Annotated in this window: 24 protein-coding genes; 6 read left to right on the top strand and 18 right to left on the bottom strand. The window is 67.5% G+C overall.

Translation table 11 applies throughout. From position 1 onward, the window contains the following. Positions 1 to 35: 35 nt before the first annotated feature. From BLO63_RS01185 to BLO63_RS01215, 7 genes are all read right to left on the bottom strand, one after another. Entirely contained in the window at positions 36 to 251 is a 216-nt protein-coding gene (locus BLO63_RS01185) for a cold-shock protein (RefSeq protein ID WP_091436046.1), read from the bottom strand. 115 nt (positions 252 to 366) lie between these two features. After that, a complete protein-coding gene (locus BLO63_RS01190; RefSeq protein ID WP_091436048.1) occupies positions 367 to 1,242 on the bottom strand; it encodes a 23S rRNA (adenine(2030)-N(6))-methyltransferase RlmJ in 876 nt (291 codons plus the stop codon). 8 nt (positions 1,243 to 1,250) lie between these two features. After that, positions 1,251 to 1,928 carry a ribonuclease T2 family protein gene (locus BLO63_RS01195; protein ID WP_091437225.1) on the bottom strand — a complete coding sequence of 226 codons (678 nt, stop codon included), beginning with the start codon at positions 1,926 to 1,928 and terminating at the stop codon, positions 1,251 to 1,253. Continuing rightward, positions 1,925 to 2,545, bottom strand: coding sequence for a hypothetical protein (locus tag BLO63_RS01200; RefSeq protein WP_091436049.1), 621 nt, complete (start codon positions 2,543 to 2,545; stop codon positions 1,925 to 1,927). Before BLO63_RS01200 ends, BLO63_RS01195 begins: the two co-directional genes overlap by 4 nt. A gap of 96 nt (positions 2,546 to 2,641) precedes the next feature. Continuing rightward, positions 2,642 to 2,995, bottom strand: coding sequence for a cupin domain-containing protein (locus BLO63_RS01205; protein WP_091436051.1), 354 nt, complete (start codon positions 2,993 to 2,995; stop codon positions 2,642 to 2,644). A gap of 135 nt (positions 2,996 to 3,130) precedes the next feature. Next, entirely contained in the window at positions 3,131 to 4,747 is a 1,617-nt protein-coding gene (locus BLO63_RS01210; RefSeq protein WP_091436052.1) for a regulator, read from the bottom strand. Between the two features lie 75 nt (positions 4,748 to 4,822). Beyond that, the gene (locus BLO63_RS01215) at positions 4,823 to 5,542 is read right to left on the bottom strand and encodes a cysteine hydrolase family protein (RefSeq protein ID WP_091436054.1); all 720 of its coding nucleotides are present in this window, start codon (positions 5,540 to 5,542) and stop codon (positions 4,823 to 4,825) included. Between the two features lie 285 nt (positions 5,543 to 5,827). On the opposite strand from BLO63_RS01215, the gene uvrB reads away from it, so the two are divergent. Next, entirely contained in the window at positions 5,828 to 8,434 is a 2,607-nt protein-coding gene (gene uvrB, locus BLO63_RS01220; protein WP_091436056.1) for an excinuclease ABC subunit UvrB, read from the top strand. A 10-nt stretch (positions 8,435 to 8,444) separates the two neighbouring features. On the opposite strand, the gene BLO63_RS01225 is transcribed toward uvrB, so the two are convergent. After that, positions 8,445 to 8,858, bottom strand: coding sequence for a GNAT family N-acetyltransferase (locus tag BLO63_RS01225; RefSeq protein ID WP_091436058.1), 414 nt, complete (start codon positions 8,856 to 8,858; stop codon positions 8,445 to 8,447). Between the two features lie 106 nt (positions 8,859 to 8,964). On the opposite strand from BLO63_RS01225, the gene BLO63_RS01230 reads away from it, so the two are divergent. Next, the gene (locus BLO63_RS01230) at positions 8,965 to 9,354 is read left to right on the top strand and encodes a DUF805 domain-containing protein (RefSeq protein ID WP_091436060.1); all 390 of its coding nucleotides are present in this window, start codon (positions 8,965 to 8,967) and stop codon (positions 9,352 to 9,354) included. 59 nt (positions 9,355 to 9,413) lie between these two features. On the opposite strand, the gene BLO63_RS01235 is transcribed toward BLO63_RS01230, so the two are convergent. After that, entirely contained in the window at positions 9,414 to 10,421 is a 1,008-nt protein-coding gene (locus tag BLO63_RS01235) for a Tim44 domain-containing protein (RefSeq protein WP_091436062.1), read from the bottom strand. Between the two features lie 282 nt (positions 10,422 to 10,703). Next, complete coding sequence (locus tag BLO63_RS21035) at positions 10,704 to 10,877, bottom strand: hypothetical protein (RefSeq protein ID WP_162841744.1); 174 nt, start codon at positions 10,875 to 10,877, stop codon at positions 10,704 to 10,706. 414 nt (positions 10,878 to 11,291) lie between these two features. Between BLO63_RS21035 and ppc the strand changes: the two genes are divergently transcribed. From ppc to BLO63_RS01250, 3 genes are all read left to right on the top strand, one after another. Continuing rightward, positions 11,292 to 14,084: a phosphoenolpyruvate carboxylase gene (gene ppc / locus BLO63_RS01240; RefSeq protein ID WP_091436064.1), complete on the top strand. Its 2,793-nt coding sequence runs from the start codon at positions 11,292 to 11,294 to the stop codon at positions 14,082 to 14,084. Positions 14,085 to 14,090: 6 nt separating this feature from the next. Beyond that, on the top strand, positions 14,091 to 14,384 hold the full coding sequence (locus BLO63_RS01245; protein ID WP_091436066.1) for a cupin domain-containing protein: 294 nt from the start codon (positions 14,091 to 14,093) through the stop codon (positions 14,382 to 14,384). Positions 14,385 to 14,476: 92 nt separating this feature from the next. Then, positions 14,477 to 15,109 carry an FMN-binding negative transcriptional regulator gene (locus BLO63_RS01250; protein ID WP_091436067.1) on the top strand — a complete coding sequence of 211 codons (633 nt, stop codon included), beginning with the start codon at positions 14,477 to 14,479 and terminating at the stop codon, positions 15,107 to 15,109. A 19-nt stretch (positions 15,110 to 15,128) separates the two neighbouring features. Here the strand turns inward: BLO63_RS01250 and BLO63_RS01255 are convergent, their stop codons facing one another. Together BLO63_RS01255 and BLO63_RS01260 are read right to left on the bottom strand one after the other, a co-directional pair. Then, positions 15,129 to 15,890, bottom strand: a complete 762-nt coding sequence (locus BLO63_RS01255) for a 3-keto-5-aminohexanoate cleavage protein (RefSeq protein ID WP_091436069.1) — start codon at positions 15,888 to 15,890, stop codon at positions 15,129 to 15,131. A 26-nt stretch (positions 15,891 to 15,916) separates the two neighbouring features. After that, on the bottom strand, positions 15,917 to 16,390 hold the full coding sequence (locus tag BLO63_RS01260) for a YaiI/YqxD family protein (protein ID WP_091436070.1): 474 nt from the start codon (positions 16,388 to 16,390) through the stop codon (positions 15,917 to 15,919). A 353-nt stretch (positions 16,391 to 16,743) separates the two neighbouring features. Here BLO63_RS01260 and ggt point away from each other — a divergent pair, with 353 nt between their 5' ends. Then, positions 16,744 to 18,507: a gamma-glutamyltransferase gene (gene ggt, locus BLO63_RS01265; RefSeq protein ID WP_091436072.1), complete on the top strand. Its 1,764-nt coding sequence runs from the start codon at positions 16,744 to 16,746 to the stop codon at positions 18,505 to 18,507. A 207-nt stretch (positions 18,508 to 18,714) separates the two neighbouring features. Here ggt and BLO63_RS01270 read toward each other — a convergent pair whose 3' ends face one another. From BLO63_RS01270 to urtB, 6 genes are all read right to left on the bottom strand, one after another. Next, complete coding sequence (locus tag BLO63_RS01270) at positions 18,715 to 19,071, bottom strand: FmdB family zinc ribbon protein (protein ID WP_162841745.1); 357 nt, start codon at positions 19,069 to 19,071, stop codon at positions 18,715 to 18,717. A 168-nt stretch (positions 19,072 to 19,239) separates the two neighbouring features. Continuing rightward, a complete protein-coding gene (gene fmdA / locus BLO63_RS01275) occupies positions 19,240 to 20,469 on the bottom strand; it encodes a formamidase (RefSeq protein WP_091436076.1) in 1,230 nt (409 codons plus the stop codon). 65 nt (positions 20,470 to 20,534) lie between these two features. After that, positions 20,535 to 21,224 carry an urea ABC transporter ATP-binding subunit UrtE gene (gene urtE, locus BLO63_RS01280; RefSeq protein WP_091436077.1) on the bottom strand — a complete coding sequence of 230 codons (690 nt, stop codon included), beginning with the start codon at positions 21,222 to 21,224 and terminating at the stop codon, positions 20,535 to 20,537. A gap of 10 nt (positions 21,225 to 21,234) precedes the next feature. Further along, positions 21,235 to 22,002, bottom strand: coding sequence for an urea ABC transporter ATP-binding protein UrtD (urtD, locus tag BLO63_RS01285; RefSeq protein WP_091436079.1), 768 nt, complete (start codon positions 22,000 to 22,002; stop codon positions 21,235 to 21,237). Between the two features lie 11 nt (positions 22,003 to 22,013). Continuing rightward, a complete protein-coding gene (gene urtC / locus BLO63_RS01290) occupies positions 22,014 to 23,186 on the bottom strand; it encodes an urea ABC transporter permease subunit UrtC (RefSeq protein ID WP_091436081.1) in 1,173 nt (390 codons plus the stop codon). Between the two features lie 10 nt (positions 23,187 to 23,196). Continuing rightward, positions 23,197 to 24,123: an urea ABC transporter permease subunit UrtB gene (urtB, locus tag BLO63_RS01295; protein ID WP_091436083.1), complete on the bottom strand. Its 927-nt coding sequence runs from the start codon at positions 24,121 to 24,123 to the stop codon at positions 23,197 to 23,199. Positions 24,124 to 24,188 lie beyond the last annotated feature (65 nt).

Genomic DNA, 24,188 nt, shown 5'->3' on the forward strand with positions numbered 1-24,188 from the left:
CCGCGGCGGAGCCGCAGCTTCGGCCGGCAGGCTTATCAGTCGGCCGGCTGCAGGTCGATCGCCTTCGGGCCCTTGCCGCGCTTGTCCGGCTCGATCTCGAAGCTCACGCGCTGCCCCTCCATCAGCGTGCCCAGCCCGGACCGGGTGACGGCCGAGACATGCACGAACACATCGCGTCCGCCATCGTCCGGCCGGATGAAGCCATAGCCCTTGTCCGTGTTGAAGAATTTGACGGTGCCCATCGTCGCCATGCGCCTGCTCCTGACCTCGGATGGCCGCATCCATCCGCCGCTCAACTCTGCCCGCGCAGGGTGAAGCAAGACCGATGCCGATTGATGACGGCAGGGGAGGCAGTGTGCGGCGCGATCAGCGTTCCGGCGTCAGCCAGCCGAGGCGCACGCGCCCGGTGCCATCGGTGGCGAGCACCGGGGCGAGGGCGCCGAGCACGGTGCGCAGTTCTTCGGCGAGGGTGAAGGGCGGGTTGACCACGATCAGGCCGCAGCCGGTCATCGTGTCCGCCTGCCGCACGCTGCGCAGGTCGAACTGGATGTTCAGCGTCTTCGGGATTCCCGCCCGCTCGATCTCGCGCCGGAAGGCATCGACCGCGCGCACATCCTTGATCGGGTACCAGAGCAGATAGATCCCCCCCGACCAGCGCCGATGTGCCTCGGCGAGGCCTTGGGCGAGGCGGTGGAACTCGCCCGGTTCCTCGAAGGGCGGGTCCACCAGCACCACGCCGCGCCGCTCCTTGGGCGGCACATAGGCGTTGAGCGCCTGCCAGCCATCGGTCGCCAGCACCTTGGCGCGGACATCGCGGCCGATCGACTCTTCCAGCGCCGCCCGCACGCCGGGCTCGGTCTCGCACAGCAACAGGCGGTCCTGGGCGCGGATGAGCGCCTGGGCGATAAGCGGCGAGCCGGGATAGCGGGCGAGTTCCGCCGCCAGCGTCGCATCGTCCGCCCCTGGCGGGTTCACCGCCCGCACGGCGTCGAGCCAGGGGGCGAGCAGGTCCGCCACTGCAGGGGTGAAGCGGGCGCGCAGCACGGCGCCGATGCCGCCCTCCCACTCGCCGGTGCGGCGGGCCTCGTCGCCCGTGAGGTCATAAAGCCCGGCGCCGGCATGGGTGTCGATGACGCGATAGGCGGCATCCTTGCGTCCGAGATAGGCAAGGATGCGCGCCAGCACGACATGCTTGACGACATCGGCGAAATTGCCGGCATGGAAGGCGTGGCGGTAGTTCATCGGGTCCTCTAATTCGCGCCTGCGCCCGCGCTCTCGCGCAGCGGCGGCATTACCACGCGGCTTGCCCGGCAGGCGCGGCGGTTCACTTCCTCGCAGGGGGTGAAGTCGAGCGCGCGACTGAGGCAGATGCGGATTTCGGTGAGCCGGCGGCCATCGCAGGCGACGGCGATTCCATCAGGCGCCAGCCCCGGATTGGCGGCGAGGAAGGCGGCTTCGACCTCGTCGGGCGACACCATGCGATAATCATCGAGCCGGCGAAACGCCTTCGGGATCGTCACCCGCTCAAAGGCGCGGCGCACGGTGGCGAAATAGGCGGCGGAATCGGCGCCGTCGCAGGTGCCGTGCTTGCGCCACTGGTGCAGCACCAGCCGGCGGCTCGGCATGATGTCGAGCATGGAGCGCAGCACTGGCTCGGGGACGAAGGGGGCGGGAGCGACGCAGTTTTCCGGCCAGCCGCGCTGATATTGCGGCCACAGCCCGTGCACGACGAAGGCGAAGGGGCGGGCGCCCGCGCACTGCGCCGGCTCGGCCCGTTTACCCATCGCCTCGCAATAGGAGGGCGACCAGGAAAGAGCGAGCACATAATGGTCGAAACGCCCCGGCTCGCCCTTCTGCTGGGCGAGCGCCAGTGCCGGCCAGAGCAGCAGCGCGGCAAGGGCCAGCCCCGCCGCCCGCGCCAAAGTCACGGACGGGCCATGCGGCAATTCGGGGCGTAGGTCCAGGAACGGTCGAAGCCCTCGACGCAGAAATCGACGCCCCAGGAGGCGCCGAGGAAGCCGCCATCCTCGATGATCGAATACCAGACGGTGTGGTAGCGCGGGATGCCGGGCGCCTTGCCGACCGCCTTGCCCACCGGCGCGCCGGTCATGTGGCCGCCATAAGGGCTGCTGTCATAGGCGCCGCTGCCATAGGCGCCCTCGGTCTGGAAGCTGGGCGTGCCCTCGATGCCGGAGACGATGACCTCGGCGCGGCAATAGCGGCGCGGAATGTTTTCCTCGCCCCAGGGCCGGAAGGCGACCTCGCGGACATGGTCGATGCGGTCGATGGTGAGCTTCGAGTTCCAGAAGCGTGATTCGGTGGTGGCGAAATCCCGCTGGATCTTCGACAGGGCACCGGGCGTGTCGCAGGCCGGCACGTTGCCGCTGTAATTGGGCCCCGACAGCCAGAAGTTCTTCTCGAAGAAATTGGCCGCCTGCGCGCTGCCGAGCGAGCCGGCCAGCATGCCGATGGCGGCGAGGCCGGTGGCGGCCCGCGCCATGGCCCGCTTCGCCCGCCCTGTCGCGCCCTTCATTTCGGCCAGCATCGCACGTCTCCTACATTATCTGCGGCGAAGATGCGTCGCGTCCGCCGCGCGGTCAATGACGGCAAGGCCACACCCGGCCGGATTCCGGCACCGTTGTCAGATGAGGCGGATGACATAGTGCTTGCGGGTGGTCTCGACGACTTCCCACACGCCCTTGAAGCCCGGCCGCAGGGCGAAGGTGTCGCCCGCCTTCACCGTCACCGGCGCCTCGCCGTCCTCGTGCAGGATCGAGACGCCTTCGAGGATGGAGCAGAACTCCCACTCCTCATAATCCACCCGCCAGGCGCCGGGGGAGGATTCCCAGATGCCGGCGAACAGAGCGCCGTCGGGCAGCGTCTCGGCGTTCCAGGTGAGATGGCGGGGATTGCCGGCGACGAGGCGCTCGGCGAGGGGCGCGGTTCCCTCCGGTTCGCCAAGCGTGGCCGGGTCGAAGGAAAGCAGGAACGACATGTGAAACCTCGCGGGCGGCATTAAGGGTGGGAGCCGCCCGGCTGAGGGCCGGAAACAAGAGCGGCGCGGCCATCCTGAGGGATGTGCCGCGCCGTCTCAAGCTGCTTCGATACCCCCCAGCATCGAAGCAAAAGGTCATTCCGCCGGTGCCGGCTGCGGCCCGTCCGCGCGCGCCGCGGCGGGCGATTCCTCCAGCGCGGCGTATTTCGCGCAGGCAAAGAGGAAGCCGGCCACCAGAAGGTAAGCAAATGCTACCGTCGGTGTCACGCCAAATCCGACGCTTTCCCCGTGCATGAAGCCGAAAAAGGTGAGCACGGCGCCGGCGAGGGCGAAGGCGGCGGCGTTGACGAATTGCCGTTCGACCACGAACACGCCGATGGCGCCGAGCACCAGCCCGACCAGAATCGCGCCGCCGCCCATCACTTCGAGCCCGTGATAGAGCACGCCGACCGTGCCCAGCTTCTCCAGCCCCAGCGCGGCGGCGGAGGTGCCGGCGACACCGAGCGAATTGTCGATCAGCAGCTTGGCCCAGGCGGCAAGGTGCGGGGTGAGCGCCAGCACCACGGCCGGGGCATGCTTGGAGGGCGTGGTCTGGAACGCCTGCGCCCCGATCAGCATGCCGATATAGAGCAGGATCGGCGAGATGGCGACGACCGGGATCAGCGCCAGCAGCAGCGCGATGATGCCGAACCAGGACAGGATGATGACCATGAGCCCGGTGGCGGCGGAATAGCCGATGCGCCCGCCCATCGATTTCCAGCCGGGGTGGCCGATATAGACGGCGTTGATGAAGGGGTTGCCCATCAGGCAGCCGATCAGGCTGACCACACCATCGGCGGTGAGGACCCGGGTGGTGGGGTAATGGTCGCCCGCCGCCTCGGCGCTCTCCACATTGTCCATCGCCTCGACCAGATCGTAGATGCCGAAGGGAATGGCGGTGACGAGGATGATGCCGAGATAATCGAAGCCATGGAACACATGGTCGAAGGCCGGCAGCGGCACCGAGAAGCCGAAATTGGCGAAGGCGGCGCCGACATTGTCGAGGCTCATGCCGCCATAGTTCAGCCCGAACAGGTTCGAGCCCCAGGCGATGGCCATGCCGACCGCGATGGCGATGAGGCCGGCGGGGATGCCGCGCGGGTATTTCACCCCGCCGAACCAGCTCACCATGATGATGGCGAAGCAGGTGAGGCCGATGACCGGGGTGGCGAAGATCTCGAAGGCCGGGCGCATGGCGATGAAGGCGATGGACACGCCCGCCAGCGTGCCGAGCAGCGCCGCCCGGGGGGTGATCCTGCGGATGTAAGGCGCGACGAAGCCGCCGATCATCAGGATGAAGCTCTGGAAGAACACCCAGACCAGCCCCGCTTCCCAGCCCTGGATCGGGTCGCCGGTGGCGGCGCCGATCGGCAGCATGATGACGAAGGTGACGACGAACATGTGCGGCACCGAGATGCCCGAGGGCAGGGCGCAGACATCGTCGCGGCCCGTCTTCTTCGCCAGCTGGTAGCCGAGCCAGGCGTAATAGACGGTGGAGAGGAACATCATCAGCCCCACCGCCGGCAGGATGCGGCCGAAGACGATGTCGGGCGGCGTTTTCAGCACGAATTGCAGCAGGCCGGTCAGCACCAGCATGTTGACCAGGATATTGGTGCCGAAGCCGAACAGGGCGTTCCAGTCGCCACGCGTCCACAGGGTCGGGCGCATGCCGGTGCGGGCGGGTGAGATCGGGGTCATTTCAGTCGCGGACATGCTCGGTATCCCTCGAAGGACGAATGACGGGACGCGGTGAAAGACGGCGCCGGGCGCCGGACGCGGCAGGCGGGTTCAGGCGGCGCTGGCGGAGGCTGAGCCGGTGATGCTCGTGTCGCCGAGCGCGGAGAGAAGGGCGGCGGAATCGGACACCCAGCCGAAAATCCCGCCCTGCGCCTTGATCATCTCCAGGCCGACGCGATGGAATTCGGGGATGTAGGAGGCGCAGCAATCGGCCAGCGCCACGCAGCGATAGCCGCGATCATTGCCCTCGCGGATGGTGGTGTGGACGCAGACCTCGGTGGTGACGCCGGCGACCAGCAGCGTGTCGATGCCCCGGTTCTTCAGCATCAGTTCGAGGTCGGTCTGGTAGAAGGCGCCCTTGCCGGGCTTGTCGAGCACCGGCTCGCCGGGGGCGGGGGCGAGTTCGGCGATGATGTCGTGCCCCGGCTCGCCGCGAATAAGGATGCGGCCCATCGGGCCGGCGCAGCCGATGCGCGCCGTCGGGGAACCGCGCTCGACCTTGGCCGGCGGTGCGTCCATCATGTCCGGGCGGTGGCCCTCGCGGGTGTGGATGACCATGAGGCCGGCGGCGCGGGCGGCGGCCAGCACGGCCTTGCACGGCCCGACCGCCGCCTGGAGACGCGAAACGTCATTGCCCAGCGTCTCGCCGAAGCCGCCCGGCTCAAGGAAATCGCGCTGCATGTCGATAATGACGAGCGCGGCGCGGGCCGGGTGGAAGGCGAGGGGCGCGGGCTCGGCGGCGAGCAGGGGGGCGGGCAGCGTAGCGGGCATGGGCATCCACCATCTGGAGCGGGTCGCGTGGCCGGACCCGGCTGATATGCATACAATGGTGTATGCATCAGCTGTGCCAATGCCCTAAATTTAAGCATAATTGAGCTAACGCGCTGATCTGGAGGGATAAACGGCGCAGGGCGTGTCCGCGCCGTTGCGGCGTGCCTGCCTATCCGATCGTCAGCTGATGCCCTTACTGGCACCGTCCCGGCGCGCACGGCCGCCGGCGGCACAAGCGGCGCGGACGGCCTTTGCGCCGACCGAATCTGACCCCATATTGCCGCCATGGCCAAAGCAGCACGTCCCGGCGGGTTCTCCGAGCGCTCCCAGCGCGCTTTCGAGCCCGCGCAATCCGCCACGCTCGATCCCGCCCTCGCCGAGAAGCTCGGCGTGGCGCCGACCTCGGGCGCCTCCGCCACCGTCGCCGCGCTGTCGGCGCTGATCGAGGGCGGCCGCCCGGAAGTCGACGGCCAGCTCTGGGCGCCGCATCGGCCGGCGCGGCCGGAAAAGTCGGAAGGCGGCGTCCGCTTCGTGCTGAAGTCGGACTACACGCCCAATGGCGACCAGCCCGAGGCGATCAAGGAACTGGTGGCGGCGGCCAATGAGGGCGAGCGCGACCAGGTGCTGCTCGGCGTCACCGGCTCGGGCAAGACCTTCACCATGGCCAATGTCATCGAGCGGGTGCAGCGCCCGGCGCTGATCCTGGCGCCGAACAAGACGCTGGCGGCGCAGCTCTATGGCGAGTTCAAGAGCTTCTTCCCCGACAATGCGGTGGAGTATTTCGTCTCCTATTACGACTACTACCAGCCCGAGGCCTATGTGCCGCGCACCGACACCTTCATCGAGAAGGAATCGTCGATCAACGAGCAGATCGACCGCATGCGCCACTCGGCCACGCGCTCGCTGCTGGAGCGCGACGACGTCATCATCGTCGCCTCGGTGTCCTGCATCTACGGTATCGGCTCGGTCGAGACCTATGCCTCGATGACCTTCAAGATCGAGGTGGGCGAGCGCATCGACCAGCGGCAGATGCTCGCCGACCTCGTGGCGCTGCAGTACAAGCGCACCCAGGGCGATTTCGGCCGCGGCACCTTCCGGGTGCGCGGCGACGTTATCGAGATCTTCCCGGCGCATTACGAGGACCGGGCCTGGCGCGTCTCGCTGTTCGGCGACGAGGTGGAGAGCATCCAGGAATTCGACCCGCTGACCGGGCAGAAGTCGCAGGACCTGAAATTCGTCAAGCTCTACGCCAATTCGCACTATGTGACGCCGCGCCCGACGCTGATCCAGGCGATCCAGGGCATCAAAGCCGAGCTGAAGCACCGTCTCGACGAACTGCACGCCATGGGCCGCCTGCTGGAGGCGCAGCGGCTGGAACAGCGCTGCACCTTCGATATCGAGATGATGGAGGCGACGGGAAGCTGCGCCGGCATCGAGAATTATTCGCGCTGGCTTACCGGGCGGCTCCCCGGCGAGCCGCCGCCGACGCTGTTTGAATACATCCCCGACAATGCGCTGATCTTCTGCGACGAGAGCCATGTCACCGTGCCGCAGATCGGCGCGATGTATCGCGGCGACTTCCGCCGCAAGGCGACGCTGGCGGAATATGGCTTCCGCCTGCCGAGCTGCATGGACAACCGGCCGCTGCGCTTCGAGGAATGGGAGGCGATGCGCCCGCAGACGGTGCATGTCTCCGCCACACCCGGCAAATGGGAGATGGAGCGCACCGGCGGCGTGTTCGTGGAACAGGTGATCCGCCCCACCGGCCTCGTCGACCCCGAGGTGGAGGTGCGTCCGGCCCGCACCCAGGTCGACGATCTGCTCGGCGAGGTGCGCGCCACCGCGGCCAAGGGCTATCGCACCCTTGTGACGGTGCTGACCAAGCGCATGGCCGAGGACCTGACGGAATATCTGCACGAGAACGGCATCCGCGTGCGCTACATGCATTCGGACATCGACACGATCGAGCGCATCGAAATCCTGCGCGACCTGCGCCTCGGCGCCTTCGACGTGCTGATCGGCATCAACCTGCTGCGCGAGGGGCTCGATATCCCGGAATGCGGGCTGGTGGCGATTCTCGATGCCGACAAGGAAGGCTTCCTGCGCTCGGAGACCTCGCTGATCCAGACCATCGGCCGCGCCGCGCGCAATGTCGACGGGCGGGTGGTGCTCTACGCCGACACCATCACCGGCTCGATGGAGCGGGCGATGGCCGAGACCGAGCGCCGCCGCACCAAGCAGGTGGCGTGGAATGTCGAGCACGGCATCACCCCGGAGAGCGTGAAAAAGGCGATCGGCGACATTCTCAACAGCGTCTATGAGCGCGACCATGTGACGGTGGATGCCGGGCTGGCCGAGGGCGCGAGCACCTATGGCAACAACCTCGCCACCGTGATCGCCGACCTCGAAAAGCGCATGCGCAAGGCGGCGGCCGATCTCGACTTCGAGCAGGCGGCAAGGCTGCGCGACGAGATCAAGCGGCTACAGGCAACCGAGCTGATGCTGTCGGACGATCCGCTGGCGCGGCAGGACAGCGTCGACGACCGCACCGGCGGCTATCGTGGCGAGCGCAAATATGGCCGCTCCGCCAACATGCCGGAGAAGAAGCAGAAGGGTGGCGGCCGGGCCGGCACCGGGCGCTCGTCTCCGGGCCATGTTTCTTCCGGCGCGGAAGCGCGGGCGGACGAGGCGCAGGCGAGCTATGAGCCGGGCGAGCCGTCCATGTTCGCGCCGCACGCGGCCTCCCGCATCGTCAAGCCCTCGCTCGACGATATGGGCCCCGGCACCGACCGGGTGGAACCGCTGCGGGTGGAAGACTGGGTGCGCCCGGAGCGGCCGGACCCGATGACCAAGGGCCATCGCAAGGGCGGAAGGCGGTCGCCGAAGCGCTGAGGGCGAACACTCAGAACCGCTTCTTCAGCCAGATGCAGGAATGCCCGGGCGGGTAATCCTCGATCTGGCCGAAGCGCTGGTAGCCGTGCCTCTCGTAGAAGTCCGGCGCCTGGAAGCTGTAGGTTTCGAGATGGGCACCGATGCAGCCGCGTGCGCGGGCTTCTGCCTCGGCGGCGCTCAGCAAGGCGCTGCCGACGCCGCTGCCTCGGGCTTCGGGCGACACCCATAGCCAGTCTATGTGCAGCCAGCCGAAATAGGTGCGTGCCTTCAGCCCCGCTTTCGCCGCGCCTTCGTCGTCGCGGGCGATGACCCACAGTTCCGAGGCCTGCAGCGGGCCGGCCTTCGCCTCGTTGAAGATGTCGAGGCCCTGGTCGATCAGGTCGCGCACCTGCGCGCCCGGGTCGCTTTCAATGGTGATCTTCAAAGTCGCTCCTCACGGACGCGGGCCGGGTTGCACCTGATGCAGGGGATGGTCTTCCCCGCCTTTCGTGCCAAGAATACCCCGCACCGCCAATGGGCAGGGGGACCACATGACCTTCACGCAGGCGATTTCCAGCGTTCTCGGCAAATACGCCACCTTTTCCGGCCGCGCGCCGCGCTCGGAATATTGGTGGTTCGTCGTGTTCTCGATCTTGGCGAGCATCGCGGCCGGCGTCATCGACACCGCCCTTTTCGGCGCGTTCTCGCTGCTCACCTTCGGCGAAATCGATGCCTTCACGCCGATCAGCACGCTGGTCGGCCTGGGGCTGCTGATCCCCTCGATCGCCGTCGGGGTGCGGCGCTTCCACGACATGGATTATGCCGGCTGGTGGCTGCTGCTGATTATCACCGGCATCGGCGCCCTCGTCGTGTTCTTCTGGTTCATGGTGCGGGGCACGCACGGGCCGAACCGCTTCGGCCCCGACCCGCTGGACGTCTGACGCGCACGAAAAAGGGCGGCCCGAGGCCGCCCTTTGATTGTTGGAAGAGGGAGTCGCGCTCAGCCCTGCTGGATGGCGCTTAGCTTCCACGCGCCGCGCGGCGGGCGGACGAAGGTCCAGAACTCCACCGCCTGCTCCAGCCGGTCCGGGTCGCCCTGAACGACGCGGCCGGTGGCCTTGTCGAGGGTGACGTCCTTCAGCTCGTAGCGCATGGCGACGGTGGCGTATTCGGTGTCGCCTTCCGACCAGGCTTCCGACAGGTCGCCCTGCAGCAGCTTCACATCGGTGATGCGGTTCTCCAGCCCGTCGCGGGCCATCTCATCCAGTTCCTCGGCCATATAGCCGGACATCTCAGGGGTGAGCAGGGCGGCGAGGGCGGGCTTGTCGCCGCGGCCATAGGCGGACTGCACCTCGGTCAGCGTGCGCTCGAAAGTGTCGAAGTCCGAACCCTCCAGCTTGATCGGCTTGCCGCGCGGGGCGGTGCCGAAGCCGGCGCGGGGGGCCGCTGCACCGGCAGCGGTGCCCATGGAGCCGCCACCCTGGGGAGCGGAACCCGCACCGTTCAGCGCGTCACGGTTGAGTGAGTCGGGACGGGCGCCGCCGGCATAGGAAGGCTGATTGCGCGAGCGCATCCAGCCCATGACCAGCCGCACGACGATGAAGATGAGGCCGATCTGCAGCAGCAGGCCGAGAATGCCGGAGAGGCTGCCGAGGCCGGAGAAGAAGCCCGAACCCATCAACAGGCCGAAGATGCCGGCGCCGAGCAGGCCGCCCATCAGCCCACCCATGAAGCCGCCGCGCATGAAGCCACCGGGCTGCGCGCCGGCCGCGCGGGCCGGGGAGGCGGCCTGGGTCTGCGGGGCAGCCGAGCGCTGCAGCGGCTGGGCGGTGGGGGCGGTCGGCGTGGGGGCAGGGGTCGACCAGCTGCGCGTGCCGCGGCTGCCGAAGCTGCCGCTGCGGCCGGCACGGGCCTCGGCGAAGTCGACGGCCACCAGAACGCCGGCGGCAACGAACAGGGCGCCAATCACGAGACGCAGGGCGACGGGACGTAGACGCAGAGAACGCAAAGGCTTGGCCTCTCTAGGACGGTTTTCGGGCGACAGGTGCCGCAACGTCATCCATATGGGAAGAGCGAGCCCGGAATCCAGCCCCTTGCGCGTCAGCCAGGGCGTGAGGGCGTGCCGACCGGGGGGCGGGCCGGCACGAAACGGCGCTTTGCGCGCGGCACACAATCCCGTGAGGCCGGGCATGCAGCCGTGACGGATTCACCGCGTGCGCTGCTGCATCGGCAGGTTGCGGAACGGCGCGCACGCTGGCGCGGCGTCGCTCCGGCTGCAGACGCTTCGGCGTCAGAAGCCGAGCTGCGATTCGATGGCGGCGATGGAGCCGACCGGGGCGTTTACAGGCTTCTTCTCGCGCGCGTCGGCGGGACGCAGCGGCGAGAGGGCGCCAGTATAGGCGGTCTTGGGCTGGGAGCCGGCGAGGGGGGCCTGAACCTCATTGCGGTTCATGACGGGGGGCATCTCAAATTCCTTCCTGATACGCGTACGCTGACTTTGACCAACGGCCTTGCGGCCACCTTGTTCATTCACACGGCCTTCCGGCCGGCTTTTCGAAAAGGCACCGCCCGAGAGCGACGCCGTTCATGCTCACTTTTCTACAGTCTCAACCCTGAAGCTTTCCTGAGCATGGTGTTCATGCTGGCGGTGGATTCGTTCACAATCGCGGCGGCTCTGCGGCAATTCATGAGAAACTCGGCCGCTGTGGCGCGGCGGCCTCACCTTTTCCGCGCCGGGGCGGCGGGCGGTATGTCAATGCCCTGAAAGGCTTCGCGGCGTGCCCTCATACCTTCGTCGGCCGGGGATAAGAGCGCCCGCATGGGTGTCATCGACGGCATGCTAATTGCTAAGTTGGTCTACGCCTTAAGGAGTATCGCCATGTCCGTTGCCCTCACCATCGCCCTCTCCGATGCCGAACCCGAAGCCGATGGCGAACTCGACCTGTCGCTGCGCGAGGACATCCGCATGCTCGGCCGGGTGCTGGGCGACACGCTGCGCGACCAGGAGGGCGAGGCGATCTACGAGCTGGTGGAGCATATCCGCCGCGTCTCCACCCGCTTCCACCGCGAGGAGGACGAGGGCGCCCGGCACGAGCTGGAGGCGATCCTGAGCGAACTCGGGCCGGACCAGACCATCTCCATCGTCCGCGCCTTCTCCTATTTCTCGCATCTCGCCAACATCGCCGAGGACCAGAACGTCATTCGCCGCATGCGCGCGGCCGCCTCGAATGGTCGCTCGGCCGGCCCGGCGACGGTGGCGCGGGCGCTGGAGCGAGCCAGCGAGGCGGGCATTTCCACCGCCGATCTGCGCGCCTTCTTCACCACGGCTCTGGCGAGCCCGGTGCTGACCGCGCACCCCACCGAGGTGCGCCGCCGCTCCACCCTGACCCATGAAATGAAGGTGGCGGAACTGCTCGCCGACCGCGCCCGCCGCGATCCCACCCCCGAGGAACAGGAACTGGCGACCGCCGAGCTGCGCCGCCGGGTGCTGATGCTGTGGCAGACCAACCTGCTGCGTCGCACCAAACTGACCGTGCTGGACGAGGTGGCGAACGGCCTCGCCTATTACGACTACACCTTCCTACGCCAGCTGCCCTCGCTCTACGCAGCGCTGGAGGACCGGCTGGCCGCGATGGAGGGGCTGGAAGGCGAGGCGCCGGAAGTCGCCTCCTTCGTGCGCATGGGCAGCTGGATCGGCGGCGACCGCGACGGCAATCCCTTCGTCACCGCCGAGGTGACGCGCGAGACGATGCGCATGCAGAGCGCGCAGGCGGTGCGCTTCTATCTGGAAGAGCTGGACAGCCTCGGCGCCGAGCTGTCGATCAGCACCATCCGGGTGAGCGTGTCGAGCGACCTGCTGGCGCTGGTGGACGCCTCGCCCGACCTCTCGCCGCACCGGCGGGGCGAGCCCTACCGCCTCGCCGTCACTTGCATCGCGGCGCGCCTGCGCGCCACCGCCTTCCGGCTGGAGATTGCCGACCTGCTGGGCATCACCCAGGTGCCGCCCGCTCGCCCCTATGCGTCCGCCGCCGAGCTGCGCGCCGATCTCGATATCATCGACGCCTCGCTCAAGGCGCATAAGTCAGGCGTCATCGCCGGCGGCAAGCTGCGGGCGCTGCGGCGGGCGGTGGATGCGTTCGGCTTCCACCTCGCCGTGCTCGACTCGCGGCAGAATTCCGACGTGCATGAGCGCTGCGTGGCCGAACTGTTCGAGATCGCCGCGCCCGGCACCAACTACAAGGCCCTCCCGGAGGGCACCCGCGTCGCGCTGCTGCTGCGCGAGCTGACCACGGCGCGCCCGCTCACCTCGCCCTTCGCCGCCTATTCCGACGAGACGGTGGGCGAACTCGCCATGCTGCGCACCTGCGCCCGCATCCACCAGATCTACGGCCCCGAGGCGATCCAGACCTGCATCATCTCCAAGGCCGAGAGCGTCTCCGACATGCTGGAGCTGGCGCTGCTGCTGAAGGAGGTGGGGCTGGTCGACCCCGCCGGCGCGGCGGCGGTGAACATCGTGCCGCTGTTCGAAACCATCGGCGACCTGCGCAACGCCGCCAAGGTGATGGAGCAGATGTTCCGCCTGCCGGAATACCGCAAGCTGGTCGACAGCCGCGGCGGCGTGCAGGAGGTGATGCTCGGCTATTCCGACAGCAACAAGGATGGCGGCTTCCTCACCTCCGGGTGGGAACTCTACAAGGCCGAGATCGAGCTGATTGAGGTGTTCAAGCGCCATGGCGTGCGGCTGCGGCTGTTCCACGGGCGCGGCGGCTCGGTCGGGCGCGGCGGCGGGCCGAGCTATGACGCCATTCTCGCCCAGCCGGGCGGGGCGGTGCAGGGGCAGATCCGCATCACCGAGCAGGGCGAGATCATCTCGTCGAAGTACTCCAACCCGGCGGTGGGGCGCGGCAATCTGGAAATCCTCGCCGCCGCGACGCTGGAGGCGACGCTGCTCTCCGGCGACGCCATGGCGCCGCGCGAGGAATATCTTACCGTGATGGAGGCGCTGTCCGATGCGGCCTTCGCCGCCTATCGGGCGCTGGTCTACGAGACCCCGCGCTTCGAGGACTATTTCTGGGAATCCACCGTCATCAACGAGATCGCGACGCTGAACATCGGCTCGCGCCCGGCCTCGCGCAAGAAGACGCGGCGGATCGAGGATCTGCGCGCCATTCCCTGGGTGTTCTCCTGGGCGCAGTGCCGGCTGATGCTGCCGGGCTGGTATGGCTTCGGCACGGCGGTGCGGGCCTGGCTCGACACCCATCCCGACGGCCTGAAGCTGCTGCAGGAAATGTACCGGGAATGGCCGTTCTTCCGCACCCAGCTCTCCAACATGGACATGGTGCTCTCCAAGAGCTCCATCGCCATCGCCTCGCGCTACGCCGCGCTGGTGGAGGATGCGGAACTGCGCGAGAGCATTTTCGGCCGCATCCGCGCCGAGCACCATGATTCGATCGAGGCGCTGCTGGCGATTTCCGAGCAGCCCACCCTGCTCGGCAGCAACCCGCTGCTCGACCGCTCGATCCGCGCCCGCTTCCCCTATATCGACCCGCTGAACCATGTTCAGGTGGGGCTGCTGCGGAAGTACCGTGCCAGCGACACCGACGAGAAGGTGCTGCAGGGCATCCAGCTCACCATTAACGGCATTTCCGCCGGCCTGCGGAACTCGGGGTAAGTCATCATGGCGTTCGCCTGCACCATACCGGCCGTTGCCACCCAGCTGGCCGATGACGCGCGCGTGCGCATCACCCGCTGGGATTTCGCGCCGGGCGCCACCACCGGCTGGCACGAGCACGCGATGGACTATGCCATCGTCTTCGTCACCGATGGGGTGATGGAGATCGAGGTCGACGGCACGGTGACGCAAATCGCGATGGCGGCCGGCGCGGCCTATTCGCGCCCCGCCGGCATCCGCCACGATGTGCGCAATGCCGGCGCCGCGCCGATGAGCTTCGTCGAGGTGGAGATGAAGTAGGGGCGGCGCGGCCGGGGAGCGGCGGCGGGGTTTATGGCGGCCCGCCTTCGTCTATGCTGGCGAAACGGCTCCCACCCTCACTCCGATACGCCATGTACACGCCCCCCGCCTTCCGTGAAGACGACCCCGCCACCCTGCGCCAGATCATCCGCGCGGCTCGGCTGGCGACGCTCGTGACCGCCACCGCCGAGGGGCTGATGGCGACGCCGCTGCCGCTGTTCCTGGAGGAGGGCGAGGGCGACCACGGGGTGCTCTATGGTCATGTCGCCAAGGCTAATGGCCAGTGGAGGACGGCGCCGATTGGCGAGGCGCTGGTGCTGTTCGCCGGCGCCGATGCCTATATCACGCCGAGCTGGTACGCGGCCAAGGCCGAGCACGGCAAGGTGGTGCCGACCTGGAACTATGAGGCGGTGCACGCCTATGGCACGGCCGAGTTCTTCGACGACCCCGCCCGCCTGCTCGACGCGGTGACGCGGCTCACCGGGCTCTATGAAGCGCCGCGCGCCGCGCCCTGGGCGGTGAGCGATGCGCCCGAGGCGTTTGTCGCGGCGCAGCTGCGGGGCATTGTCGGCGTCCGGCTGCCGATTTCCCGCATCGAGGGCAAGCGCAAGATGAGCCAGAACCGCTCGGAAGCCGACCGCGCCGGCGTGGCGGCCGGGCTGGCGGAAAGCGGGCGCGCGAGCGACCGGCAGGTCGCCGCGATGATCCCTACCCGGCGGGAGTGAACCCGGTGCCGTCGGCGGGTCAGTTCCCCGCGATCGGCGGCACGGCGTCGGGCGGCAGGTTCGGCGGCACGCGGGCGAGGCGGAAGGCGGCCTTGATGAGGGCGGCATTATCAGGCGCCTCGCTGCCATCGGGCAGATGCTTGCCGTCCTCCAGCCCGATGCGCCCGTCCAGCCCGCGCATCAGCGCGTCCTGGTAGAGCGGCCAGACGCCGGCATCTAGCCCGTGTTGCAGCACCGGGACATCGAGGCTGGCGCGGGCGAGCACCTTGCGGATGGCGGCGGCGATCTGGAGCCCTTCCTCGACATCCTGCTCGTTGATCTCGATCAGGATGCGCAGGCACTGCTTGGCCTCGGGCAGGGTGACGAAGCGCTCGGCATCCGCCACCGACCACAGGCCCGCCTCGACGCCGATACCACGCGACAAAGCGAGGGCGATCACCTCTGGCGCGTCGTCCTCGATCAAATTGACCGAGACATAGTCCGGCAGCACCTGCCACGCCTTCATCGCGGTGAGGCGCCCCGGACCGCCGGGGGCGATGCCGGCATGGGTCGACAGGCCGATGGGCACGTCGGGCAGCTTGGCCCGGATGGCCTCGATCGCGGCGGCGACATGGGCGGCCTCCAGCGTCTCGGCGCCGGAGGGATCGCGCGGGTGCAGATGCAGTTCGCTCGCCCCGGCGGCGATGACCGCCGCCGCATCCGCCGCCAGACGCGCGGGCGTGAGAGGGGTGTAGGCATGGAAGGCGCTGTCGCGCGATCCGTTGAGGCAGGCTTGCAGCATTGCGGTCTCCCTTTTCCTTGCCCCCTTCAACCCGCCAGAAAGCCCTTTCGTTTCAGGCGTTGTACGGAGCGCTCCAGCGCCTGCAGGAATTCCGAGCGATCGCGGGGCGAAAACGGGCGGGGGCCACGGGTGATCTCGCCAGCTTCGCGCAGATCCGCCATCAAATTGCGGGTCGCCAGCTGCATGCCGATGGAGGCGGCAGTGAAGGGCTTTCCGGTGGGGCCAATGGCCTCCGCCCCCTTAGCCACCACTCGCGCAGCCAGCGGCACGTCGGCGGTGATGACGAGATCGCCCTCTTCCACCCGCTCGACGATCCAGTCATCGGCGACATCCGGTCCGGCGGCGACCACGACGCGCTCGACCTCGGCCTCGCGTGGCACCGCGATCCAGGAATTGGCGACGAGAAACACCTTGAGCCGATGGCGGGCGGCGACGCGATAGGTCTCGTCCTTCACCGGGCAGGCATCGGCGTCGATATAGATGAGGATCGGCTTCGGCAAAGTAATCCTGGAGGTAATGGGCTGGTGCACAAGAAAGAAGGGCTGCCCGTGAGGACAGCCCTTCCCATGTCAGACCGCGGTCCGGTCCGGTAACTGCCTAGGAGGGCAGTGCGATGGTTCGCATCACGCGGAACGGGCCTCGCAAGAGGCAAGCGTCCAGGTCACGGATACCGACGACCGCGGATCAAGACGATCAGACACTGGATCACCTCCTTTCGATTGTTGAAGACAACTGAAGCTTAGACCGATTCGTCGAAAGGTCACGCGCTTGTTGCGGTGCAATGGCGAAATCCGCTGTTCACTTGGCGTTACGGCGCGCAATCTTGAGTGCGCGTGCACAGGAAAGGGACGAGATGAGGCGAGGCGGCTGGTGGTTCGCGCTGGTGCTGGCGGCAACGCCGCTGCAGGCCCAGCAAGTCTCCGACAGCCACGCGCCGGAAGCGGCGAGCGCGGCGTCGAACACCTTGGCGCAAGGCCAGAAGTCCGCCACCGGTCGGGACTGGATGGTGACGGCGGCCAATCCCCTGGCGGCGGAAGCGGGCGCGGCGATGCTGCGCGCGGGCGGCAACGCCGTCGACGCTCTGGTCACGGTGCAACTCGTGCTCGGGCTGGTGGAGCCGCAATCCTCCGGCCTCGGCGGTGGGGCGTTCCTGGTCTATTGGGACGCCGCCGCTGGCGCGCTCACCACCTTTGACGGGCGCGAGACGGCGCCGCGCGCGGCGACGCCGACCCTGTTCCTGAACGGGGAGGGCGAGCCGCTCTCCTTCATGGACGCGGTGATCGGCGGGCGCTCGGTAGGCACGCCCGGCACGCCGGCGCTGCTGGAAACGGTGCACACGCGCTATGGAAGGCTGGGCTGGGACGCGCTGTTCGCCCCGGCGCTGGAGCTGGCGGAGAACGGCTTTGCCGTCTCGCCCCGGCTGGCCGGGCTGATCGCCGGCGACGTGGCCACGCTGGCACGCGACCCGGCGGCGCGGGCCTATTTTCTCGATGCCGGCGGCGCGCCGCTGGCGGAAGGCGCCGTGCTGAAGAACCCGGCCTATGCCGCTACGCTAAAGGCACTGCGCGCGGACGGCGCGGCGGCGTTCTATGAGGGGGCGCTGGCGCGGGCGATGGTCGATTCGGTGCGCGGTTCGGCCAATCCGGGCGGGCTCTCGCTGGAGGATCTGCGCGACTACCAGGTGAAGGAACGGGCGCCGGTCTGCGGTGCCTATCGCGGCCTCACTGTCTGCGGCATGGGGCCGCCCAGTTCCGGGGCGCTCACTCTGGGGCAGATTCTCGGCCTGCTGGAGCCCTATGACCTGAAAGCGCTCGGCCCCACCTCGCCGGAGGCGTGGCGACTGATCGCCGATGCCTCGCGCCTCGCCTTCGCCGACCGCGAGCGCTACATCGCCGATACCGATTTCGTGCCTGCGCCGACAAAGGGGCTGCTGGCGCCCGACTATCTCGCGGCGCGGGCGAAGCTGCTGGCGGGCGACGATGCGCTGCCCGAGGTGGCGGCGGGTACACCCAAATGGGATCACGCGGGCTTGGCGCCCACGCGGGCGGATGGCGCGGCGCTGGAGCTGCCCTCCACCACCCAGATCACCATTGTCGATGCGCAAGGCAATGTGGTTTCCATGACCTCCACCATCGAGGCCGGCTTCGGGTCGCGGCTGATGGTGGGCGGCTTCCTGCTCAATAACGAGCTGACCGATTTCTCCTTCCGCTCGCACCGCGACGGTGTGCCGGTGGCCAATCGGGTGGAGCCGGGCAAGCGCCCGCGCTCCTCGATGGCGCCGACCATCGTGCTGAAGCAGGGCCGCCCGGTGCTGGCGCTCGGCTCGCCCGGGGGCAGCCAGATCATCGGCTATGTCGCCAAGACGCTGATCGCCCATCTTGACTGGGGAATGAGCCTGTCCGACGCCATCGCCGCGCCGAATGTGCTGGCGCGCTTCAATGCGGTGGAGATCGAGGCGGGAACGTCGGCGGAAGCGCTGGCGCCGGGGCTGAGCAAACTCGGCTTCACCGTGAAGACCGGGTCGATGACCTCGGGCGTGCAGGCGGTGGCGATCACGCCGGGCGGTCTCATCGGCGCCGCCGATCCGCGCCGCGAGGGCGTGGCGATCGGGAAGTGAGGGCGCGCCCGGACGACATCCTTCGAGGCTCGCTCCGCTCGCACCTCAGGATGACGGCGTGTGGGGCGAAGGCAGCAGGAGACTTGCCGCTTCGCATGACTTTCCACCCTCATGGCCGGGCTTGACCCGGCCACCCAGCTGGGACATCGCACGCGGACGAAAGACTGGGTCCCCCGGTCAAGCCCGGGGATGAGGGCGCGCACGGCCTCAGTGGCTGATCATCCACGGCCGGGCGGAGGGGAAGCTCTTGGCGCCGCTGGCGGCGGTGGCGGTCTTGGATTTCTTGGTCCGGCTCTTCATGCCGCCGGCGCAGCAGGAGCAGCTCGACGGGTGCTTCTTCGCCGCATATTCGCCCGTGGTCATCGGCGCGTGGCTGGCGCGCTCATTGGTGGCGTGGGCCTGGAGGCTGTCGCGCGACATGCCGGAAAAATGCGGCGCGGTGAGCATCACGCGCGGGGCCATGGCGCCGCAATCGGGGCAGGGCTGGGGCGCCTGGTACTCGCTCATCGGCCGTATGGCGGTGAAATCGCCGCAGCTTTCGCATTCATATTCATAGACGGGCATGAGCGTGTCCTTCACTCGGCGTGGCGTGCGGGCGGGCCTTTGCTGCGGCCTTGTGTGCCCCTTGGGCGTTTCCTCGAAGGCAAGGGCGATGCCAGGCATTGCCCCGGAATTCTGGGAAGGGCGGGGCGACGCATTGCGTCGCCCCGCATGCACCGGACTAAGAGGGGGTCAAAGGTCCGGTGAAAGCGGCATGTCGATCGAGCCGTCGATGAACTTGGTCGGCCCGGCGGCGGTCGGGTTGATGTCGAAGTCGAAGATCTCGGTCGGCAGCCACAGCGTGGCGCAGGCGTTCGGGATATCGACCACGCCCGAGATATGGCCCTGCACCGGCGCGGTGCCGAGGATCGAATAGGCCTGGGCGCCGGAATAGCCGAACTTCTTCAGGTACTCGATGGCGTTGAGGCAGGCCTGGCGATAGGCGATGTGCACGTCGAGATAGTGCTGGCCGCCATGCTCATCGACCGAGATGCCCTCGAAGATCAGGTAGTCCTTGTAGTTCGGCGTCACCGGCGAGGGCTTGAAGATCGGGTTCCTGATCCCGTACTTGGCCATGCCGCCCTTCAGCACCTCGACCTTGAGGTGCACCCAGCCGGCCATTTCGATGGCGCCGCAGAAGGTGATCTCGCCGTCGCCCTGCGAGAAGTGCAGGTCGCCCATGGAGAGGCCGCCGCCTTCGACATAGACCGGGAAATAGATCTTGGAGCCGCGCGACAGGTCCTTGATGTCGCAATTGCCGCCATGCTCGCGCGGGGGAACGGTGCGCGCGCCGGTGGCGGCCGCCGCGTCCCGCGCGTCGCCGGTCAGCCGGCCCATATGGGCGGTGGCGGCGAAGGGCGGCACGGCGAGGGCGGGCACGCGGGTCGGGTTGGTGTCGATCAGCGCCTGCTCGCGGGTGTTCCAGGTCTCCAGCAGCTTCGGGTCGGGCAGGCAGCCGATCAGGCCGGGATGGATCAGCCCGGCGAAGTTCACGCCCGGAACGTGGCGCGAGGAGGTGTACATGCCCTTGAAGTCCCAGATCGACTTCTGGGCCAGCGGGAAATGGTCGGTCAGGAAGCCGCCGCCATTCTTCTTCGAGAAGAAGCCGTTGAAGCCCCACTGGCTGTCGGGCATGGCGCCGATGTCGAGCAGGTCGACGACCAGCAGGTCGCCGGGCTCGGCGCCCTTGACGCCGATGGGGCCGGACAGGAAGTGCACGATCGACAGGTCGATGTCGCGCACATCGTCGGCGGAATCATTGTTCTTGATGAAGCCGCCGGTCCAGTCATAGGTCTCGACGATGAAGTCGTCGCCCGGCTTCACCCACGCCACCATCGGAATGTCCGGGTGCCAGCGGTTGTGAACCATGTCGTTGTCATAGGCCGACTGGTTCAGGTCGACTTTGATAAGCGTCTCGGTCATGCGTCTCTCTCCCCGGGTACTAGCTGGAAACTTGGACAGGCTGGGCACGGCGGTCTGGCGGGGGCTCAGACCGAAAGGAATTTGGCGACCTTGGCCTCGTCGATGTCGGCGCGCTTGTCCTCGTGGACGATCTCGCCGTTCTCGATGACCAGCACCCGGTCGGCGATGTCGAGGGCGAAGGACAGCACCTGCTCGGACACCACGATCGACAGGCCGCGCTCGTCGCGGATGCGCTTCAGCGTCCGCGCCATCTCGCGAATGATGGAGGGCTGGATGCCCTCGGTCGGCTCGTCGAGCAGCAGCACCTTCGGTGCGGTGGCGAGCGCGCGGGCGATGGCGAGCTGCTGCTGCTGGCCGCCGGAAAGGTTGCCGCCCCGCCGGCCCTTCATCTCCAGAAGGACGGGGAACAGCTCGTAGATGTCGGGCGGCACCTTGCTCTCGCCGCGCGGGATGAGGCCGGTCTCGATGTTCTCCTGCACCGTCATGGTGGAGAAGATCATCCGGCCCTGCGGCACATAGGCGACGCCGTTCTTGACCCGCTCATAGCTCTTGAACTTGGTGATGTCGGTGGCGCCGACGCTCACCGTGCCGCTCTTGGTCGGCACGATGCCCATGAGCGACTTCATGAGCGTGGTCTTGCCCATGCCGTTGCGGCCCATGATGGCGATGATCTCGTTCGGCGCCACCTTGAAGTCGAGGCCGTGCAGAACCTCGCTCTCGCCATAGGAGACGTGCAGCCTGGATACGTTCAGCATGATCCGCCCCTCAATGGCCGAGATAGACTTCGATGACCTTCGGGTCCGCCTGGACCTTGGCCATCGAACCTTCCGAGAGAATCTTGCCCTGGTGCAGCACCGTCACCTTGTGGGCGATGTCCTCGACGAACTTCATGTCGTGCTCGATCACGATCACCGAGCGGTTCTTGATGATGGTGTTGAGCAGTTCGGCGGTCTTCTTGCGCTCGGAGACGCTCATCCCCGCCACCGGCTCGTCGAGCATCAGCAGTTCCGGGTCCTGGATCAGCAGCATGCCGATCTCCAGCCACTGCTTCTGGCCGTGCGAGAGATATTCGGCGCGCTGGTCGAGCTGGTCGGCGAGAAAGATGGTCTCTGCGATCTCCTGCACCCGCTCCTTCACCGCCCGGTCGCGCCGGAAGGTCAGCGCTCCGGGCACCGAGCGGCCCTTGGGGTAGGAGATTTCCAGGTTCTCGAAGACGGTCAGGTCCTCGTAGATCGAAGGGTTCTGGAACTTGCGCCCCACCCCGGCGCGCACGATCTCGTGCTCCTTCATCTTGGTGAGCTCGCGGTCCTTGAACCGGATCGAGCCGGTGGTCGCCCGGGTGCGGCCGCAGATGAGGTCGAGCACCGTGGTCTTGCCGGCGCCGTTGGGGCCGATGATGACCCGGATCTCGTTCTCGTCGACATAGAAGGACAGGTCGTTGACCGCCTTGAAGCCGTCGAAGGAGACGGTGAGGCCTTCCACCGCAAGGACGAAATCCTTGTTCATGGTGTCGGTGATGACAGCGGTGTTCATGGCGCGCGCTCCTATTCGGCGGCGGCGGGGGCGGCCGTCCCGGAGGGCGGCGCGGCGGGCGGAGTCGCGGGAGGGCTGGCCCGGCGCTTGGCCGCGCCGCCGAAGAGCGGGCCCAGATGCGGGGCGATGTAGCTCTGCCAGAGGCCGGCAATGCCGTTCGGGAAGATCAGCACTACGGCGATGAACAGGCCGCCGAGGCCGAACAGCCACAGTTCCGGGAAGCTCTCGGAGAAAGAGGTCTTGGCCCAGTTCACCAGCAGCGTGCCGTAGATGGCGCCGAGAATGGACAGGCGCCCGCCGACGGCGGCGTAGATCACCATCTCGATCGAGGGCACGATGCCGACGAAGGAGGGCGACATGAAGCCCACCTGCAGGGTGAACATCGCCCCGCCAATGGCCGAGAGCGAGGCGGCGAGGCAGAACACGAACACCTTGAAATTGGCGACGTCATAGCCGGAGAAGCGGACCCGGTCCTCCTTGTCGCGCATGGCGACGAGGATGCGGCCGAGCTTCGAGGACTTCACGAAATAGGCGATCAGGATGCAGGCGATGAGCAGGCCGACGCAGACGAAATAGAGGATGGTCTTGGCGCTGTCGGTGCGGATGTCCCAGCCGTTCAGCGTGCGCAGGTCGGTGATGCCGTTGATGCCGCCGGTATAGCCCTGCTGGCCGATGATCAGGATGGTCATGATCGCGGCGAGCGCCTGGGTGATGATGGCGAAGTACACGCCGCCCACCCGCCGCTTGAACATGGCGAAGCCGACGATGAAGGCGAACAGCGCCGGCACCATGATCACCGCGATGAGGGTGAGGGTGAGGCTGTTGAAAGGCTGCCACATATAGGGCAGCGCGGTGATCTGGTTCCAGTCCATGAAGTCCGGGATGCCCGGCGTGGTCTGGATCTTGGTGGCCTCGACGCTGGAGGCTTCCAGCTTGAGGAACATCGCCATGCAGTAGCCGCCGAGGCCGAAGAACACGCCCTGGCCGAGGGAGAGAATGCCGGCATAGCCCCAGCACAGCACCAGGCCGAGTGCCACGAAGGCATAGGTGAGGTACTTGCCGACGAACTGCAGGCGGAAATTGTCCAGCGTCAGCGGCAGGACGACGATCAGCAGGAAGGCAAGGACGGCGATCCCGATCATGTCCTGCGGGCGCAGGAAGAAGGTGCGGTCGGACTTAAGCATGTGCGCCTCCTCAGCGACGGACCTTGATGACGAACAGGCCCTGCGGCCGCAGCATCAGGATGATGACCACGCCGAGCAGCGTGAGGACCTTGGCCATCGAGCCGGAGAGGAAGAACTCCATGGTCGACTGGGCCTGCGAGATGGTGAAGGCGGAGGCGATGGTGCCGAGCAGGCTCTGCGCGCCGCCGAAGACGACGACCAGGAAGGTGTCGACGATGTAGAGCTGGCCGGAGGTGGGGCCGGTCGAGCCGATCATGGTGAAGGCGGAGCCGGCGATGCCGGCAATGCCGCAGCCGAGGCCGAAGGTGTAGCGGTCGACCTTCTCGGTATCGATGCCGACCGCGCCGGCCATGACGCGGTTCTGCACGACGGCACGCACCTGCTTGCCCCAGGCCGACTTGTACATCAGCAGGGCGACGGCCACGGTGATGGCGATGGTCAGGGCCATGACGAACAGGCCGTTGATCTGCACTTCCACCATGTCGGTGACGGGAAGCGAGCCCATCATCCAGTTCGGCAGCTCGACGCCGACCTCGCGGGGGCCGAAGACCGAGCGATAGACCTGCTGGAGGATGAGGCTGAGGCCCCAGGTGGCGAGCAGCGTGTCGAGCGGGCGTTTGTAGAGCCGGCGGATCATCAGCCATTCCACCGCCATGCCGAGCGCCCCGGCGGCGAAGAAGGCCAGTATCATCGCCAGAAAGAAATAGGCGCCGAACAGGCTGGGAAGGTAGTTCAGGAAGAACTGCGAAGTGAAATAGGTGACATAGGCGCCGAGGATCATGAACTCGCCATGCGCCATGTTGATGACGCCCATCTGGCCGAAGATGATGGCGAGGCCGAGGGCCATGAGGACGAAAACCGAGAACAGGATGAGGCCTGCGAAGCCCTGCATTACGAAAATCGAGCCAAGCTCGGCCAGCGAATAGTCAGCGAACATTCAAGGTTCCCCCGGCGTGCGCGCAGGTGCGCGGTCTCGCGTCAACGGCAAAGAGCCCCGGAGAG

It is taken from the genome of Ancylobacter rudongensis, assembly GCF_900100155.1.
GTDB lineage: Bacteria > Pseudomonadota > Alphaproteobacteria > Rhizobiales > Xanthobacteraceae > Ancylobacter > Ancylobacter rudongensis.